Genomic DNA, 18,467 nt, shown 5'->3' on the forward strand with positions numbered 1-18,467 from the left:
TTAAAATCTGCTGTTTGGATTTTTTCGTTTTTCCGCCGGCAGTATAGCCTCAATTACATCCCAATGCTCGGCGATCTTTCCATCCTCTACGCGGAACAGATCGTAAAAAGAGGTATGCTGACCATCAAAGAGGCCTTCACTCATTGTAAGCACAAAATCACCTTGTCCTATAACCTGATGAAGATGAGTATATCGAAATTCAATATTTCTCTCCTTCAGTCCCCGCAATGCAGCACCGAGACCGGAAAGACCGTCCGCAATATGTGGACTATGCTGAATGTAGTGATCCCCGGCGAAGTAAGAGGCAAGCAGATCCGGGTTTTTACCAAACAAAATATTCTCGACATAGCTTTTGACAACTGCTTTGTTCACCTCAGTTTTGCCGATATCCTTAATCGTGGCCGGTCCGTCAATCATCGTATGATTACTTGGTGTCTTATCCACCCTATTCTGAATATTATCCCAGTGTTCGACGATCAGTCCATTCTCAAACCGGAAAATATCAAAACCGATTTTGGGGCCAAAAAAATCATATTCGGAATGAAGGGCAACATAATCTCCGTCGGCTAAAGTGCGCTTAATGCTTACCTTTGTACCAATCTCCTTTAAATGGGCAAGTGCACCAAGCATGGCCGCACGGCCATCGGGTAAGCCCTGGTTGTGTTGAATATATTGATCCGGATGAATATAATTCATAATCGCTTCCGGGTTGCCGCCCGCTAAGCTTTCCAGTACAGCGGTTGCCTTAAGCACAAGCTCATTTTGATTGTTTAATGTCATTAGAATATTCTCCTTATTTTCTCAAATGGTAGTCATTAGATAAATAATGAACGTCTTGTTGTTTATCTATCTTGCGCTCATTATAATAAAGATGAATAGGACGCTCAATATTCAATATTTTTGAATTTGAAGGATAACATACAATCCCGATCACTTTGTCGCTTAACGACTCCAATTTAAACAAGGAGAGCAAAAGCAATGAGCAAAAAAACCGATTTAAGAATACTGCGCACTAAGCAGTCGATTCGAAAGGCATGGATTGAGCTTATTCAGGAAAAAGGATATGAAGCGATAACGATCCAGGATATTGCCGATCGGGCGATGATCAATCGAAACACTTTTTATCTCCACTACGAAAATAAACCTGACTTATTAAATACGTATATGGATGAGTTGTTAAGCGAATTAAAGAATGCCGTCGTTCTTTGTCCAATCAGCATGAATACTTACAGTATTTCTATACTCGAGACCGTCATGCAGACTATACTGGAACACATTTCGCACAACACCTCTTTTTACTATGCCATGTTAATTGAAGAGAATAGAATCTATCCGTTCCGGGAGAAAATGGAGAATATCATTAAAGATAAACTCAATGAGAGGTGGAATCCTGCTGCGGGAAATCCCCCTTTAGCGATATCTAAGGAATTGCTGCTCGAATACCTCGTATCGTCTTTCATGGGGACTATCATTTGGTGGGTTAAAAATGATCTGCCTCTTCCTGCGGGTGAAGTTGCTTCTCAGTTCAGCAGACTCGTTGCCTACGGGCATTTGAAAGCTGCCGGCATCGCTTATGAGGAATAAAAATCAGCGGTGGTAGAATAAAAAACTTAAATATATAGTGGTTAACCTCAAATCAGGCCATCTTTTGGAGATGGCCTCTTTTAGGAACTAAGCATCAAAGCTTGGATCTGCTCCGGATGAGGTTATCGTCCAGATAGCGATACTCCACTGGAGGCATTCATCTGTAGTTTTCTTGTCAGCTCCGGGTAGATACGGCCATACAGCTTCCGCCGCAGCACCGAATGAAACACGGCCAGCACCAGGGTCACTACGATCAGCGCGGCGGGTACCAGATACAAGACGGGATGGTCCATGAAAAATCCGAAAACATCGTAGTCCCGGTCGATATAGCGTCCATAGATAAATGCAGCGGCCACAATCAGCAGCACTGGAAGGGCGAACAAACCGGACAGGAGATTAACCCTGTTCATTTTCTTGTAAGTAGTTTGAAAAGTATTTTCGCCGAGATATTGTTCGAGCAGCATGCACTGCTTGTCGAAGGAATCGCTTTTTTGCACCGGCAGCTCGCTGTGAGTAATATGCTTGTGCAGCAAATCCAACTGCTGGCTGAACTCCATCGTCCGCAGGAGAGTTCTTCCCACATTCATTGTCGTCACCTCCCATCGTTTACAGATTCCGGCGGCATCATTCGGACATCAGATCCACGATTCTCCGGTCAACTATTGTATTATAACGCGCAGGAACAGTCCCGACAATGAAATTGGCTTGAACCGCGGGGCGTTTCTGGATTATCGTTTATACTATAAATGACGGGCGCTGCGGCCTAGTTCGTAAGCAAACCGAAGCCGGGACGAATGAATCGCCATGTCATCCAATCCTGCCAGAATCGGAGAGATGTGAAATGGAACTTGATGCCCTGTACCACAATTACCTTAATCTCAAATTCGGCCGCGGGCTGCCGTTACTGAAAACAGACCGCTTCGAGTATGCGTTGTGCGAAGACGGAAGTACAGAGCTGTTCCTGACCGGCCGCGAGAACGAGCCGTTTACCAACTGGACAAGCGATCTTCGTCCCGCCGACCCGCATTATACGGATACCACGGGCAGAGCTCCCGTTTTAGCGTCTCGTTTTGAGCAGCTGGACGTGTACGGCGAACAGGTGCTGGACTATCTGCTGCTGACGATCAACGCGACTACCTCCATCGTTCCAATTCACCCATATAACGTGATGAATGACCGGATGAAGCACTACTGCTTCTTCCAATTGGCGCAGTGGGCGAGTCTCACTATGCTGTGCGATGAGCAGAAAGCCGGGCTGCGGGACTTTTTCTTCTGGTTCTACCTGTACGCCCACCCGGTCAACGGAGAGACGCTGGATGCTTTTTCTTTTTGCGGCCTGGACTTAATCCATACGAACACCGGCATCCGCGTACAGGATTATTTCAAAGTGTACCACGATCACTACGCTCGCCATCATGCTGCATATAAGGATCGCCTGACTCTCTTGCCGCAAGAGATTGAGGCCTGCTGCAGGCTTACCCTGCAATTGCTGGAAGCGGTCGAAGGACGTTCCTCCAGGCTGAAGCTTCCACCCGAAGCCGGTCTGGAGCCAGCCCTGCGGCTGATTAACCAAGCGGACGAATTGCTCGCCGCGTATGCCCGCAACAGTTCTGAAGTATTCGGGGTTATGCGCAATGTGTTTACGGGTGTAACCTCCACACCTTACCGTGAACACGTCATCAGTATGCTGCTGGATAATTACGTGTGCTATATTCTATATTTCGACTTTAACCAGATTGACGAACTGGTGGAGTTTTTCCGGGACAGTCCGCCCCTGTGCAGGGCAATTGTGAACCGGATGTTCACCGGGACAATCTTTATCCAGAAAATTCTGCAGCAGAACCGGATTGATCTCCACAACTATGAGAATGTCACGTCTCTGTTCGATGAGAACTCCCGGCAAATGTATCGGGAATATCTTTGATTGTTGGATCTTATTGGTTCCTCTATGTCCTTCTTTTCTTCTTAATTCCCTTACACATACACTACAGCAAAACGCACAAGCCAGTGGCTTGTGCGTTTGCTTCTTACAGCTTTTTTACCTTTTTATAAATTGAAATTATTACGTCTACGCCAGTTTAATATTTCTATACATTAATCCACTCGATTAATTGAACCATGCCCCCGTCGTCGAACAGCTCAATGCCATTGACGTGAATCATTTCTAATAGCCATGTTTTTATTCAGCTTCAGATATATCTGATTTTATTACAAAAGCATATTCTACCTGTTTATCGCCGGATGTAGTAATTAAGAGGAAGCCCCTGAATAGATTGCCGGGTTCGTAATCCTTGCTGTTTGAACTGAACTTAGAGCTAAGATTTTCATTCAATTTAAAAGTCCCTACGTTGTTGCTAACTTGAATTGATACTGTTTCGGTAGCTAAAGATGAATATTTTATTGTGCCATCTTCATTTAGAACATAATCATATAACACATAATTATCCGCTGGAATGTCACCAAAGTTTATTGTTACTACTTCCCCAATTTTCACATAAGGGATAGTTATTTTCTCATCGGCAATAATTGATTCAAATAATGAAGAATCATCTTTTCCCACAGAATTCATTCCCTCGTTCTTCTTCAAAATATTTGTCAAGTCAGTGTTTCCAGCCTTTATCGTGATGCTTTTACTATCGGTAGCATTGGTAGCAGACAACTTGTCTTCACCTTTTGGTGAATTACATGCAGAAAGCATTATCACAAGGGCCATGAATAACAGGTGAGACACACGAAAGTTCCCCATAGTTTAATTCTCCTCATATATCATATGAAGTGCACAAGATTCTTCACTAATTAAACAATCCCTATCATCATACGATAAATGGGGGTACTTTTAATGTACCGATTGTTACATTATTACACTTGCAACACTTAAGTAGCTGCCATCTGACATATGGGAGCCCGGGTAACCGGAGTGTGACTACCCTGCTCCTATAGTTGGCATGATGTAGATACAAGCTCCTGCGAGCTGTTTCCTACAAACCTTCCCCTGCCTATGATAAGGTTCACCTTGATGCATCTACCTGCAAGTCAGATTAGCCAAGCGCCGTATCTCATCGCTTAACCGTCTATTGACCGGGTACACCTCTTCTAAGAAATCTAAAATGCGGAGTGCCGATTCGGGAACCTGATCATATCCCTGGATCATGCCTCCGATGATTTCCGCAAAACGGGGGAATCTCTTCTCTAACCGTCTCTCATTCCCGAAGGGGTCGGGAAAGTAATCCTCCTCTTGTTGCAGCAGATGGAGCACGGATAGAATCCTGTCTATAGCGTAACCTTGAACAAATCTTGTAGCGGATAAGCGTTCTCCCCTGGCATAGCGGCAGAGTCCTATGTATAGATTTGTTAAGGCTTCGTTCAAGGGGAAGTCCAGGGAATCACTTTTTTGGCCGGGAACCGGGCTTACAGGTTTGGCGATTGCCGTATTGCTATACATCGGGTCCTTCCATATGACCCGGCCTTCAGTATAGGCGGCGTCCGCCAGCTCCCGTTCCTCAAATACAGCATATTCCCCGAAAATTCCGTCCTCGAACAATACCTTGTACCCGTCATCCGTATTCTTAAATGAATAGGCAAGCGGGTGTGCTCCTTCGAGCCAATCCAACCGGTCGATAAATCTGTTTTTCTCCCCCGGTTTCACAATAACAAAAAAATCCAAATCCGAGTATTCATCCAACCGTTCTGTTTCGGTTCCAACAGAACCAACGCCTAATAATAAAAGAGCTCCCCCCATACGTTCAAGCGACTGGCCGATCTCGTCCAGCCGCTGTAACAGCAATTCTGTTCTCAGCATACGAATCCTCCCCTGGCATTAAATGCAAAAAGGGCCCAACCCACTTCTCAGCGAGGTTGAACCCAAAGGTTGCATTGCCTTTATTTTCAATGGTAAAGTTACCACATCTTAATTGTAGCTGTCAATCGCATTATTCTATTTTTATTGCCTCGATATAAAGCTCAATTCTCACCTCATTTCCGACGATCATCCCGCCAGTTTCCAGCGGCGAGTTAAAGGTCAAACCAAATTCATTGCGCCCAATACTAGCTGTTGAATGAAATCCTGCACGTTCCCGGCCCCGAGGATCTTTGTTTAGTCCTTCAAAAACGGTATGAAAAGTGACCGGTTTCGTTACTCCATGCAGCGTCAGATTGCCCTCAAGTTCATATTGCCGTTCACCGGTAAGGATGCAGCTGGTGGTTTGAAACGCAATGACTGGATACTTGGCTGCATGCAGGAAGTCGCCGCTCCTCAGGTGCTCATCCCGCTGCGGCTGGCGGGTTGTGATACTATTGGCATCTATGGAAGCCTGAATATCCAGCGTTGTTAGATCGTTGGGGTCAAAGCTCAAGCTCGCCTGAAAATGCTCGAATACGCCTTTGATTCTGTTAATCATTAAATGTGTCACCGAAAACTCGACGGAGCTGTGGTCCTGATCCACTTCCCAATTGATGTTACTCACGATTAAATTCCACCTCTACGATAAGATTGTAAGAAAGGTCGCCCCATCTCGACAGTACTGCGAAATCCGCATACTCCGACTATACAAAAACGCTACTGACAACGTAATGTCAGCAGCGTTTCAATATTTTCCCGGCTTCCTCACGAATCCGATTTCGAAAGTTCACTTTCACTTATTGTCCTATTCCTGCCTTCCCTTCTCCTTCTACTGCCCGGCCCAGTGTGTCCAACATAATATTTGTACCGTGCTCCCGGATTTCCGGCGTATCGTGCCCGTCAAAGAATGCACCTTGCTCCGTGAAAATCAGCTTCGTACCGCGCTCTACCTGGATAAGCTCAACCGTAGCGACCGAGACAGAAATGCGTATGCCGTCCGAATCCAGCGTGTATGTGTAGACAATACGCTCCCCGGGAATAAGCTCCTGGTAGATGGCGTCGAAGGTAAAGATCGGCCCTTCCGCCGGCCCGCCACTGCTGTACTCGCGGCCTCCAACCTGGAAATCAAAGATCTCCGGCTTCGAAAACCACTTGGCTTTGGCAACCGGGTCGGCCCATGCCTGATACACCCGCTCCGGTGAAGCGGCATAAATCCGTTCTACGACAAAAGTTCCATGCTTGACGAACCGTTCTTTCATTGATTTTCCTCCTTATGTTTTGGAATTCCGCTCTCTTCCGCAAGAACCTCTCCCAACAGATTCAAATGCCGCTCCCAACTCGCTTGCCGCTCCATGACCGGCTTCTCAAATCCGATCTTCATCGCTTGCAGAAGGCTCGTGAAATCTTCAACCGTTAATTCCGCCTTGCCCTGCATAAGCTTGGATACATGTCTGAGCTGCTCCAATAGTTTCTGCTTCAGTGTAATCTGTTCTTTGATCTGGCTGATCTGCATTCCTACTATCTCAAGCGGAGTGATCTGCCCGCCACTTAAGACCGATTTAATCTCCTCAAGCGATAATCCCAGCTCCTTGAGCGATAATATCTGGTGCAATCGCGCCAAGTCCAATTCATTGTACAGCCTGTGGCCGGATTCCGTTTGTCCTGACGGAGAGAACAATCCGATTTGATCATAAAACCGCAAGGTTCGGACGGTAAGCCCCGTTAGGTTGGCAATATCCCCGACCTTCCAATATATCTTCATAAACCATCTCCACTCTTTGGCGCTAGTGATGTACCGGTAGCTTAATTGTAAAACATTACGTTACGTAAGGTGCAAGCGAAATATTGCTGCTCGGCAGATATTTTTTGCGCTCCTGATTATGTACACAAGTTACAATGAAAAATCCTGCTCCTTTAAAACCAAAATACGGCCCTTTCGGGCCGTACCGGAGACTTCAATAGATTCATTCAATTGCTTACGCGGAGATTTCAGCGACCAAATTCTTCATCCATTTCTTGGAGTGAATCCGCGCCAATCCGATGCTGAGTCTAACCACTTCTTCCAATGACAAAATCATATATACCAGAAACACAGGCTGCTTCCAGACAAATGACATTAATAATCCGGAAGGAACGCCGATCAGCCATGTCGCAGCAGCTTCCATTGCAAATACAAACTTGCTGTCACCGCCGCTGTTGAGAATGCCCCCCGCCAAGATCATGTTGGCAACCTTTACCCACAGAAACCCGGCGAATACCCATACTAGACGGGTTCCCATGTGATGTGCTTCCTCTGACACCTGAAAGATGGATACATACAAAGGTGCCAATAGGGCAATCAATACACCTATTCCAAGGGATACAGAAATCCCCAGCTTAATGAACCGCTTCGAAAAATCCAGTGCCCCGTCCTGATCGTCGGCCCCTAGCTTGTTCCCAATCATAATACCGGCTGCACTGGAGAGCCCGGATAATAATCCGATACTCAAACTCTGAAGCGGATAGGTTATAGTCATTGCGGTTATTTCAGCAGTTCCCATCCGGCTGTAAATAATCGCATATACCGTTTCACCCAGTACCCAAATCAGCTCGGTCAATACGATCGGATAGGTGGTGCGAAGGAACTTCCCGATCAGTGGTCTGGAAACCCCGAACCATTCACGAATATGGGTTGCTCCAGGAAGGCGAAGTTTATAGGTAGCCGCAATAATGAAGCAGCATTCAAACAAACGGGCGATAAGTGTCGCAGTTGCTGCTCCTTTTATACCCAATTCCGGAAAACCAAAGTTTCCGAAGATTAACAGATAGTTAAGTACAATGTTAATACATACAGCAACAATGCTGGTCATCATAGGGAGCTTCACATGTCCTGTAGCGCGCAATATAGCGGAAAATATCATCGTCAGCATGACAGGAATATAGCTTAGTGAAGTGACTTCCAGAAAAACAGATCCCTCTGTGATCAGCCGCTGGTCTTTCGTAAACAAACCGAGACTGAATTGCGGGAAGAAATGAACAGGCAGCGTAAAAATAATGGAGATTCCCAGACCAAAAAACAATCCCAATCCCAGCAGCTGTGCAGTGCTTTTCTCATCCTTCTTTCCCCAGAATTGCGCGGCATAAATGGATACTCCTGTAGCCAGCCCTGCCAATACTACAGTTATGATCCCGTATATTTTTATGGAAATCCCTACTGAAGCAACAGCCACATCGCCGAGCTGTCCGACCATCAGCTGATCGGTTAAGGTTAGCAGTGCCATAATCAGGCTTTGCAGCGTTACAGGAATTGCAATTGTATAAATTTTGCTATAAAAATCCGCCTTTGAATCTTTTAACATTAGCAGGGCCTCCCATCGCTGTTAAACAGCCTTCTGATAACGAAGCAGTGTGTAGTTTTTGTTCGGGAGAACTTCGACAACTTTGAACTTTTTCACGAAATTCAGGTCGGTATACCCCGTGCCGTCTACAAGTGTGATATTGGTCCCGCCCCCGATAATAATCGGCAGCTGCATGATGATGATCTCGTCAACTAAATCCTGGTCCAGTACATTCCAGTTAAGAAATCCGCCGCCTTCTATCATAATGCTGTGCACATCGTAGTGATCTTCCAACTCACGGAACAGCTTCACAAAATCCACTTTGTCCTCTCCGCAGATTAACACATCCTTATTCCTATCCTTTAAAATACTTATCATTTCAGGATTCTTGCCATTTTCGGTGGTAACGATCAGCGTCCTGCCGTCGTCCGAAAGGACATGGCTGTCCAGGGACATATCCATATGTGTTGTCGGGATAATCCGCAGCGGGTTATTATTCTCCTCATACCGGTTGGTCAGCATCGGATTATCATATTGAATTGTATTTTTACCTACCATGATTGCGTCAATTAAACCCCTGAATTGATGAATGTATTTAATATCGGGTTCCTCGAACATACTGAACAACTGTTTGCTGGATTTTCCGGCACCCAAAGTTAGTTTGCCGTCAATCGACACTTGGCTAAAAATAGTTGTTTTCATCGTTCTCCCTCTTCTCTATAAAGTTTGTTGAATGAGGCTGCTGTTCACATGCTCCTTCATTAACCTCATGATTCTCCCGGCATCTTTATCTGTTAAATGTTGCAGACCAACGGCCATAGCATCCCATACATTCCGCATAACTGGCTCAATCGGCATGTTACGCGCATTATCAAGGCAGGTAATTAGTTTAGCTCTAGCCGGTGAGGCGGCTGCCTTAACGTTATCCAGTACGCGGGAATGCACTGGAATCCGCTGCACCTGCTCCGCCCATTCCAGTTGGCTGCTTTCATTCAGCAGATACGCCGCGAAAGACAGAAGCTCGTCCGCTTGCTCCGATTCCAGCGAATGCTGCGGAAAGACCAGACCGATAGATGAACACATGGAGGCCGCCGGGTTGCCATTAATCGCCGGCAGCGCACCTACAAGCAATCTGTCTCTCATTTGAAGGTCTAAATAATTGTAAATCCATTCACCGCAAATGATCGCTCCAACCTCTCCGGCGATAAAACGGTCCAGGAGTTCAGTTGGACCATGAAAACTGGCGAGCACTTTTTGGTCAAGCTGACGCTGAACGAACCGCAGAGCCGCATCCATTTCAAAAGTTGCCAGATCGGGATTCCCCTCCTTGAGGGGCCAGCCTCCAAATGCGGTCAGAAACGGAATAAAGCAATACGGGTCCGCCAGGTCGGCAGCGACCGGAACCATTCCTTTAGCCATTAATGCTTCGGCCTGTTGTTCAATCGCCTCCCAGGAAGTGGGCGCCTCCGGGTAGATTTCCGGATTGTAATATAGAACCAAATGATTGCCTTTTAGAATTGGAATACCATACTGCCGGCCGTTGGAGCGCATAGAGCTACGGATATCCACATCGGGGAGGCCGGACATTGACCAGAATTTCTCAGGAATTTCTGAATACATGGCACCTTCCGCGTAACCAGCCATATCTGCCGGAACCAGAGCCATTTGCGGGCCAGCCCCGCCAGTTCTTATCTGCTGCAGGCGGGCGGTCAGTTCGGTGATATTCATGACCTCGGGAATAACGGGAACTCCGGACTCAGTGGTGTAAGCACGACAGAGCTGTTCCAGCACCTCTATGGATGTATCTCCCTTCCCATCGAATTCATGCCAGATATTCAGCTGCTGTGCAACTTGTTTGTTCATAGCCGTCCTTCCTCCTTCGTCATTTGATTAGTTCCGTAATTAGTACCACAGCTTCATATGGCCGCATTTCATAGGTTCCTTCGCTGCTGAGCCGGTTCCAGCCACCCTGTTCGCTTTCCAGCAGCAGGCTTGTCTTCTTCTGGCCCGGATAGATCAGCTCAGTCCGCAAGGTTTGCTCCTGATCCGGATTCAAATTAAAACAAGCACTGAACAGTTCATCATTCAAATAGTAAGAGTAAATCAAAATATCGCCTTGGGAGTCGGAAAGATAGAAGTTTGCAGGCTCCAGCAGATTGGCATATTGTCTCTTCAACTGCTGCAATTGCCCCAGCAGCGGCAGTAATGTTGATTCACTGGCCCAGTTGATAGCCATGGTATTGAAAAAAGCTTTGGGAATGTCCGCACCGCCAGTATTATCTCCGAGACCGCAATTGAGGGGCTGCTCCTCATAAACTTCCATTCCTGTAGTCAAATAGGGAATCCCATTCGGCAGGAAATAATTGAATACTGTCATAAGCCGGGCCAGTTCCGTCCCGCCCCGGCTTGTAATGCGCGGGGTATCCGCCGTCTCTGAGCAGGCAAACACATGAATCTGCAGTTCGGGAAGTTCCCGCAAGTAATCCTGCAAACGTTCGACACGGATATCGGTCATGATATTCCAGCCGCTGCCTAACATTACATTGTATCCGGTTTTTGCCGCTTCCCGGTGATTGCGGTTGAATAAATCCTCGCTGATCAGAATCGCAGCCGGCTTCATATCTTTGATCATCTTAAACATAGATTCCAGCAAGGGGACCGGGAGCGTATGTCCAATATCCACCCGGAAGCCATCAATGTTATAAGTTTTCAGCTGGAAGCAGGCGGCCTCTATCAGCGTGTCCCATAATTCCCGATTCGGCTCTTCTCCGGGGTAAAGATTGCACTTGATCGTATCGAAGAGCACATATGGGGGTTGACCTTCAGGCAAATAAGGCCGGACCAACGGCGAGGGGTCCTTGAACAGACGGAAAAAGGCTATGTCTGTCCAGATCGGCTGAACATCATTAATCCAATCCGAATGGGCGGGAGCCGGCGTAATGCCCATCTCCTGTTCAATCAATGGCAATAGGGACTCGCCGGACTCAAGCGCGCGTTTTTTGAGGTCATTCCAAAGTCTTGAGTCCAGTTCATTCGGCGGCAGACGGAACTGATTCAGAAAAGATAAGGTTTCCTTGCTGCGGTAAATAGTTTCCAGCTTGTCCGGTGTGCATTCTGTGAAGAATTCCAGTCCGGCAATGTGCGGTGGCTGGAATCCGGGCAGCGCGTTCAGATCAATCCAGTAAAACCAGTCCGGATGTTCAGCTAAAAAAACATTGTCCCGCGCACCCACCCGTGGGATTAAATCCAGCACAACTTTGATATCCAGCAAATGGCAGGCATCAACCAAAGTCGCCAACTCATCGTGAATGGTCAAGTTCTCCATGCCGTCCAGCAACGGATCATGTAAATTCTCATCCAAATCAAACAGGTTGTACACTGCATACGGAGAACCGATATCCCCTTTGAGATTCATATTGCTGTACCGTGTGACAGGCAGCAGATAAAGGATATTGACATTCATTTTTTTCAGCAAGGGCAACAGAATCATAAATTTCAGGAATGTTCCGGATTGGATATTCCCGGTATGAGTATAGTCCCAGGCCGAGGAATAACGGAGCAAAGAGCAGTAGATAACACTATCATCTAAATCTGCCTGGTCGGTATGAGCATAATCAGAAGACAACTCAAGCAAGTACTGCAGATGTTTAACCATAAATCTTGCCGGTTCAACAAGAATTTCGCCATCCTTGCTATCCAATGTCGATACATAGCCGCACTCGTTCCACAACGCAGGTATCCAAATGGGTTCTGTTTTGGGAAACCGGCAGTCTGCAAAATAGTCAAGCATCTGGTTTACTCTATGGTTATGTCTGATCATCAAGTAGATCTCCTCTATACAGGGATTTAATATTTTCAGAAAACAAATGCAGATTTCAAAACGGGGTGCTCTGAAGAAACGGCGGAATTCCCACTGTTCCCAAGCAACTCCTGAATTGCCGTCTCAAATTGATCCAAACTGTACTTACGTGTGATCAAGGTAGAAACCTCCGGAACGTCTTTTGCAAACTGCAAGGCATCCTCAAAGGTGTTCAGATATTCACCGGCCCCCAGCAGCCGTACTGCGTTCTGGGTATAATAAGTAGGTGAGATGGTGTACTTATACCGTCCGTTTATCCCGAAGGGAATGATCGTGCCGCCGCGCTCCACCCACTGCTCCGCCATCTCCATCTGTGTGCCCACCGCATCAATGACTATGTCAAATTTCTTATCTCCCAGAATGCGGAACACCCGCTCTGCGGTCAGCTCCTCCGGCGGGCAGGCATAATCTGAGATTTGCTGTGCCTTTGCCAGTCGTCCTTCATTGATTTCTATTGAAACAGTGGTGCACCCTATGCGTTTAGCAACAAATTGACACAGTAATCCCATTGGACCCGAACCAAGGATTAATACCGCATCTCCTTTTTTAGCTCTGGCTTCCCGGAAGTTATGAAGAACACAGGCGAGGGGTTCAGTGGCCAATGCCGCTTCCCAGCTCATCTGCTCAGGTAATTTGTGTAAAAACTTTTCTTCTGAAACGAACCATGGAGCAAAAGTTCCATTTTTATTCAATCCGGCAATCGGCATACCTTGTCCATCCGTTCCTGTGCAGAGATGCAGCTTGCCTTGAAGGCAAAACCTGCATTTGCCGCAGCTGTGATTGGGATCAACAACGACTCTGTCGCCTGCTTTTAAGCTTGTTACATTGCTGCCGGTTTCAACGACAGTACCAACGGCTTCATGACCGCGTATCACTCCAGGAACTCCAGGTTCCTTACCTGTGATAACTGCCAGATCAGTTCCGCAGATGCCTGTCATCTGGATCTTCACTTTGACATCAGTAGCAAGCGTGATCACCGGGATGTCCTGTTCGGACAGATTCAGCTTCTGAGAGTTCCATACCAACGCCGGCATCTTACGCGATTCTGCACATTCAGCTTTTTCTGATTTCATTGCTCCATATCCTTTCTTTTCACATCCGCATTTATTTTACATTTTTTTACTTTCTCTTTCTTTTCTTTTCATTTAACTGCAAAACATCTCCTTCAGTCCCGAATAACGAAAATTTTGATTTTTTGTGCAAACGTTTGTGCAATTACCTTTTTTATCCTAGCACACTTTTTTGAAAAAGTAAGGGAAATTTTGTCGAATTTTGACAATCCTCATATTTTTTTCAATCCCCTCATAATTTCCCCGCTCTTTTCCTGAGCTGAAGAATCCGGGCCAGCACCACACACAAAAAAAAACGGCCCTTTCGGACCGTATCGGATAAGTTCATTATTCATATTCCGCAATTTCAGTTGACTGATTTATCATACTGCAAATAAACCACATGGGTCTGCAGATATTCGTTCAAGCCGTGTTTGCCGTCCGCGCCGCCGATGCCTGATTTTCTCCAGCCTGCATGGAAGCCCTGCATCGCTTCAAAGTTCTCGCGGTTAATATAGGTTTCCCCGTATTTGAGCCGCTTGATGACTTTCATGGCGACGTTCAGATTCCGGGTATATAGTGAAGAGGTCAGTCCAAATTCACTGTCATTGGCAAGCGCGATCGCTTCATCCAGGTTGGCGAATGAAATGACCGGGATGACCGGCCCGAAGATTTCCTCTTGGACGATCTCCATCTCATTGGTGGCACCCGTAATAACCGTCGGCTCAAAAAAACTGCCTGCACCCTCCACTTTTTTACCGCCAAGGGCGATTGTAGCCCCCTCTTGTACTGCGCGGTCAACCTTTTTCTGCACCGATTCTTGGGCGGCCTTGTTAATCAGCGGCCCCATCTGAATATCCGTGTCTTTTAGCGGATCGCCATACTTCACCGCTTTCATTGCCTCAACCAGACGGCTGGTGAATTCGTCCTTGATGGTCTCATGCACATAGACCCGCTCCGCACAGTTGCAGACCTGCCCTGTATTAATCACCCGGGAATCCACAATCGCTTTGACAGCCAAGTCCAGATCGGCGTCACCCATCACAATGGCTGGCGCCTTGCCGCCAAGCTCCAGACTGACCTTGATGATATTTTCGGCAGCGGCCTCCATCACCTTTTGTCCTGCCGGCACGCTGCCGGTTAGACTCACCATCCCGACTTTAGGGTTGCTGGCCAGTTCATTGCCAACCTCTCCGCCTTTTCCCGTAACCAGGTTGAACACCCCTTTGGGGAGACCGGATTTGTCAACAATTTTGGCAAAGGCCACTGCATTGTTTGGAGATTCGGCACTAGGCTTGACTACAATTGTATTTCCGGTGATCAGCGCCGGGGCCATTTTTCTGGCAATCAAAAAGAACGGGAAATTCCAAGGAAGTATGCCGGTAGTGACCCCTATCGCCCGTTTAAACACAAAAATATGCTCATTATCCCGGTCACTCTGTACAATCTCACCTTCATAGCGGCGGGCCCATTCTGCCATATAGTCCATATAGTCCGCTGTAAAGTTAACCTCGACCATGGACAGTTCCAAGGTCTTGCCTACCTCTTCGGAGATCAGTCTGGCCAGGCTGTCCGCCTCCGCCCGGATTCCATCGGCAATGGCATGAAGATACTTCCCTCTCTCAACCGCAGGTGTTTCTTCCCAGGCAGTCTGGGCCTCATCCGCTGCGTTGATGGCACGCACCACGTCATTCCTTACAGCTTTGGGGACCTGTGAAATGACTTCATCTGTTGCCGGATTGGTTACATCCATCCACTCTTTGCTTTCTGATTCGGTAAACTGGCCGTCGATATACATCAAATGTTTTTCCACTGTTTCTCCCCCTTAAGGTAGATAGTTCCATTTGCTTTCCCCAGTGTAAACGTTATCAATATTTTTTGTCAACAACATTCACATTTATTATTTGTTTTTGTGTTGTTTTTCATTGACTTCTTGAGTTAAGCTATTCATATGAAGGCTGCGATTGGAGGGATAGGAAATGAAAGTCAGTATTTTCTCGACTTGTTTAGTGGATCTTATGACCCCTAATGTCGGGATCGCTATGGTAGAAGTTCTCGAAAGGCTGGGCTGTGAGATCGATCATCCGGCTTCGCAGGTGTGCTGCGGCCAGCCCGCGTATAACAGCGGCTATCTTGAGGATTCCAGGCTTGCAATGAAAAACATGATGCTGGCCTTTGAACATTCCGATTATGTTGTGGGTCCGTCCGGCTCCTGTATCGCTATGTTCCATGAATACCCGAAAATTTTCAAGGGAGATCCAAACTGGGAATTGAAAGCGATTGCTTTAAAGGAGAAAGCTTATGAGTTCACACAGTTCATCGTCCGGGTGCTTGGAGTCACCGATGTTGGTGCAAGTCTCGAAGGCACCGCAACCTACCACCGTTCCTGCCATATGACAAGACTGCTGGGCGAACGGGAAACCCCGTTCCAATTGCTTGAACAGGTACAGGGACTACAGCTGGAGCCGCTGAAAAACAGCGATAACTGCTGCGGCTTCGGTGGGACCTTTTCGGTGAAAATGCCGGAAATCTCCGGGCAGATGGTCGATGAAAAATGCGGTTGTGTCGTTGACACCGGAGCGGATATTCTAATCAGCGCAGATATGGGCTGCCTGCTGAACATCGGGGGCCGCCTGTCCCGTAAGGGAGAACCCGTCAAAATCATGCACATTGCTGAAGTGCTGAACCAGCAAAATACTGCTGCCAAAGGAGGAAGCCCAACTTGAGCCTGCAAACGGATAAACGGGAGTTCAACGAACGGACTACTGACGGCATCGGCAACCCTTTTATGAGAAACGCTGTAAGCTCAGCCCAGGACAGCCTGAAGACCAGGCGCCTCACCGCCGCTGCCTCGCTTGGGGACTGGGAACAGTGGCGTACCTTAGGCCAGCAAATCCGCCAGCATACGCTGAAGCATCTGGATTATTACCTGGGGCAGTTAGCGGATAACATTGAGAAAAAGGGCGGGCACATTTATTTTGCCAAAACCAAAGAAGAAGCCAGCGATTATATCCGGGATATCATCGTCAAGAAAAAAGCTAAAAAAATCGTCAAATCCAAATCGATGGTCACCGAGGAAATTGAAATGAATCATGTCCTGATGGAAGCTGGCTGTGAACTGATTGAGACGGATCTGGGTGAATACATCCTCCAGATGGATGATTGGGACCCGCCTTCACATATTGTGGCCCCTGCGCTGCATAAGGACCGGACGCAAATCCAAAGCGTGTTCACGGAGAAGCTTGGCTATACCGGCGACGAAAGTCCGGAGAACCTTGCCCGGTTTGCCCGCACAGTATTGCGGCAGAAGTTCCTGGAAGCGGATGTCGGGATCACCGGCTGCAATTTCGCTGTCGCCAACCTGGGCGCGATCAATCTGGTGACCAATGAAGGCAACGGTGACCTTACCGCCGCCATTCCCAAAACACATATCGCGGTGATGGGCATGGAGCGCATTGTACCAACGCTTGAAGAGATGGAAGTGCTGGATAATCTGCTCTGCCGGAGTGCGGTCGGGCAAAAATTGACCAGCTATATATCCGTCATCGGGCCCTCTGCATCCGGGGAGACGGATGGCCCGGAGGACTTCCATCTGGTGGTCGTGGACAACGGCCGCTCCGATATTCTCGGCAGCGAATTTAACGAAGCCCTGCAGTGCATCCGCTGCGGCGCCTGTCTAAATGTCTGCCCGGTCTACCGCCATATCGGCGGCCATGCCTACGGGTCGATTTATCCGGGTCCGATTGGAGCGGTAATCACCCCGCTGCTGGGCGGCTACGATGATTATAAAGAGCTTCCTTTTGCCTCCAGCCTGTGTGCGGCTTGTACAGATGTCTGTCCGGTCAAAATCCCGCTGCATGAGCAGCTGATTCTGCACCGCCAGAAAATTGTAAAAGAAAAACGCACCGGCGCCGTGGAAAGGCTCCAGATGAAGACAGCCGGAAGGCTGCTGTCCTCCCGGGTTTTGTTCGGCAAAGCCCTGCGGTTTGCGAACCCGGCCAGCCGTCTGCTCAGCAGACATGGACGAATTGTAAGAGGACCGGAACTGGTCCGCGGCTGGATCAACACCCGTGATCTCAGCCAGCCGGTCAAGCAGCAGGACAGCTTCCGGGCCTGGCTTGATAAACGCAAAGGAGGGGCTGGCCAATGACGGTATCGGGAAAAGATTCCTTTCTTAACCACATCGCCTCCAAGCTGGGGCGGGAACGTATCTATGATGTTCAGCGGCCCGACTTGCAGGCCCTGGCTCCGGACAGCTATGGCAGTTTAACAGCCGATGAGCTGATAGAGATGCTGAAGGAGCAGTGTTTTTTCATCCACACGCAGGTGATTGAATCGAATGCGGAGATTTTGCAGCAAACCTTGGATGATCTGGTCGCTGCGAATGGCGGAGGCAGTGTAATCACTTCTGGAGATGCCCGGTTTGCCGAATATGGGCTGGAATTCGCAAATGCTTCCGTCTGGGAAGAAGCGGCAGGAAGGGAGCAGAATATTCTGCGCTCCGAAGCAGCCAATACGGCGATTGTTTTTGCCGACTATGCGCTGGCCGAGTCTGGTACGGTTGTTGTCGAGAGCCGCCCGGATCAAGGGCGCGCCTTGCATTTCCTGCCTGCCCATTATATTGCGGTGATTGAAAAAAAGCGGATCATGCTCCGCTCGACCCGGGCAGCAGCAGATCTGAACCGGCGGATTCAAGCGGGGGAGCTGCTGGGTTCCTCAATCAATTTCATCTCCGGCCCTTCGAATTCAGCCGATATTGAAATGAAGCTCGTTGTCGGGGTGCATGGTCCGCTGCGGGCAGCCTATGTACTTATCTAACC

General features: G+C 47.9%; 18 protein-coding genes. 5 read left to right on the forward strand and 13 right to left on the reverse strand.

The features are described from left to right. Positions 1-780: a nuclear transport factor 2 family protein gene (locus PGRAT_RS21715; protein WP_025705750.1), complete on the reverse strand. Its 780-nt coding sequence runs from the start codon at positions 778-780 to the stop codon at positions 1-3. A 198-nt stretch (positions 781-978) separates the two neighbouring features. Between PGRAT_RS21715 and PGRAT_RS21720 the strand changes: the two genes are divergently transcribed. Further along, a complete protein-coding gene (locus PGRAT_RS21720; protein WP_025705749.1) occupies positions 979-1,584 on the forward strand; it encodes a TetR/AcrR family transcriptional regulator in 606 nt (201 codons plus the stop codon). A 122-nt stretch (positions 1,585-1,706) separates the two neighbouring features. Here the strand turns inward: PGRAT_RS21720 and PGRAT_RS21725 are convergent, their stop codons facing one another. After that, positions 1,707-2,171 (reverse strand): DUF6097 family protein, encoded by a 465-nt coding sequence (locus PGRAT_RS21725; protein ID WP_025705748.1) that lies wholly within the window; start codon positions 2,169-2,171, stop codon positions 1,707-1,709. A 254-nt stretch (positions 2,172-2,425) separates the two neighbouring features. Between PGRAT_RS21725 and PGRAT_RS21730 the strand changes: the two genes are divergently transcribed. After that, positions 2,426-3,508, forward strand: coding sequence for a hypothetical protein (locus PGRAT_RS21730; protein WP_025705747.1), 1,083 nt, complete (start codon positions 2,426-2,428; stop codon positions 3,506-3,508). 255 nt (positions 3,509-3,763) lie between these two features. Here PGRAT_RS21730 and PGRAT_RS21735 read toward each other — a convergent pair whose 3' ends face one another. From PGRAT_RS21735 to aldA, 11 genes are all read right to left on the reverse strand, one after another. Further along, positions 3,764-4,330 (reverse strand): hypothetical protein, encoded by a 567-nt coding sequence (locus tag PGRAT_RS21735; RefSeq protein ID WP_025706311.1) that lies wholly within the window; start codon positions 4,328-4,330, stop codon positions 3,764-3,766. 276 nt (positions 4,331-4,606) lie between these two features. After that, positions 4,607-5,383 (reverse strand): hypothetical protein, encoded by a 777-nt coding sequence (locus tag PGRAT_RS21740; RefSeq protein ID WP_025706310.1) that lies wholly within the window; start codon positions 5,381-5,383, stop codon positions 4,607-4,609. 130 nt (positions 5,384-5,513) lie between these two features. Beyond that, positions 5,514-6,047, reverse strand: coding sequence for a YceI family protein (locus PGRAT_RS21745; RefSeq protein WP_025706309.1), 534 nt, complete (start codon positions 6,045-6,047; stop codon positions 5,514-5,516). Positions 6,048-6,219: 172 nt separating this feature from the next. Then, positions 6,220-6,681 (reverse strand): SRPBCC family protein, encoded by a 462-nt coding sequence (locus tag PGRAT_RS21750; protein ID WP_025706308.1) that lies wholly within the window; start codon positions 6,679-6,681, stop codon positions 6,220-6,222. Next, the gene (locus tag PGRAT_RS21755; protein WP_025706307.1) at positions 6,678-7,184 is read right to left on the reverse strand and encodes a MerR family transcriptional regulator; all 507 of its coding nucleotides are present in this window, start codon (positions 7,182-7,184) and stop codon (positions 6,678-6,680) included. The genes PGRAT_RS21750 and PGRAT_RS21755 overlap by 4 nt, the downstream gene beginning before the upstream one ends. Positions 7,185-7,398: 214 nt before the next feature. Beyond that, the gene (locus tag PGRAT_RS21760; protein WP_025706306.1) at positions 7,399-8,760 is read right to left on the reverse strand and encodes an MATE family efflux transporter; all 1,362 of its coding nucleotides are present in this window, start codon (positions 8,758-8,760) and stop codon (positions 7,399-7,401) included. Between the two features lie 21 nt (positions 8,761-8,781). Next, positions 8,782-9,441, reverse strand: coding sequence for a RibD family protein (locus tag PGRAT_RS21765; RefSeq protein ID WP_025706305.1), 660 nt, complete (start codon positions 9,439-9,441; stop codon positions 8,782-8,784). A 15-nt stretch (positions 9,442-9,456) separates the two neighbouring features. Further along, a complete protein-coding gene (locus PGRAT_RS21770) occupies positions 9,457-10,602 on the reverse strand; it encodes a sugar ABC transporter substrate-binding protein (RefSeq protein WP_025706304.1) in 1,146 nt (381 codons plus the stop codon). 19 nt (positions 10,603-10,621) lie between these two features. Then, the gene (locus tag PGRAT_RS21775) at positions 10,622-12,559 is read right to left on the reverse strand and encodes an alpha-amylase family protein (RefSeq protein WP_025706303.1); all 1,938 of its coding nucleotides are present in this window, start codon (positions 12,557-12,559) and stop codon (positions 10,622-10,624) included. Positions 12,560-12,594: 35 nt separating this feature from the next. Continuing rightward, a complete protein-coding gene (locus PGRAT_RS21780; protein ID WP_238326827.1) occupies positions 12,595-13,671 on the reverse strand; it encodes a zinc-dependent alcohol dehydrogenase in 1,077 nt (358 codons plus the stop codon). Between the two features lie 343 nt (positions 13,672-14,014). Continuing rightward, the gene (gene aldA, locus PGRAT_RS21785) at positions 14,015-15,460 is read right to left on the reverse strand and encodes an aldehyde dehydrogenase (RefSeq protein WP_025706301.1); all 1,446 of its coding nucleotides are present in this window, start codon (positions 15,458-15,460) and stop codon (positions 14,015-14,017) included. A gap of 166 nt (positions 15,461-15,626) precedes the next feature. Between aldA and PGRAT_RS21790 the strand changes: the two genes are divergently transcribed. The 3 genes from PGRAT_RS21790 to PGRAT_RS21800 are packed head-to-tail and all read left to right on the forward strand — an operon-like array spanning position 15,627 to position 18,465. Next, positions 15,627-16,373: a (Fe-S)-binding protein gene (locus tag PGRAT_RS21790; protein WP_025706300.1), complete on the forward strand. Its 747-nt coding sequence runs from the start codon at positions 15,627-15,629 to the stop codon at positions 16,371-16,373. Beyond that, the gene (locus tag PGRAT_RS21795) at positions 16,370-17,797 is read left to right on the forward strand and encodes a LutB/LldF family L-lactate oxidation iron-sulfur protein (RefSeq protein WP_042267227.1); all 1,428 of its coding nucleotides are present in this window, start codon (positions 16,370-16,372) and stop codon (positions 17,795-17,797) included. The genes PGRAT_RS21790 and PGRAT_RS21795 overlap by 4 nt, the downstream gene beginning before the upstream one ends. Continuing rightward, positions 17,794-18,465, forward strand: coding sequence for a LutC/YkgG family protein (locus tag PGRAT_RS21800; RefSeq protein WP_025707257.1), 672 nt, complete (start codon positions 17,794-17,796; stop codon positions 18,463-18,465). The genes PGRAT_RS21795 and PGRAT_RS21800 overlap by 4 nt, the downstream gene beginning before the upstream one ends. Positions 18,466-18,467 lie beyond the last annotated feature (2 nt).

The organism is Paenibacillus graminis (assembly GCF_000758705.1).
GTDB classification, from domain to species: domain Bacteria; phylum Bacillota; class Bacilli; order Paenibacillales; family Paenibacillaceae; genus Paenibacillus_AQ; species Paenibacillus_AQ graminis.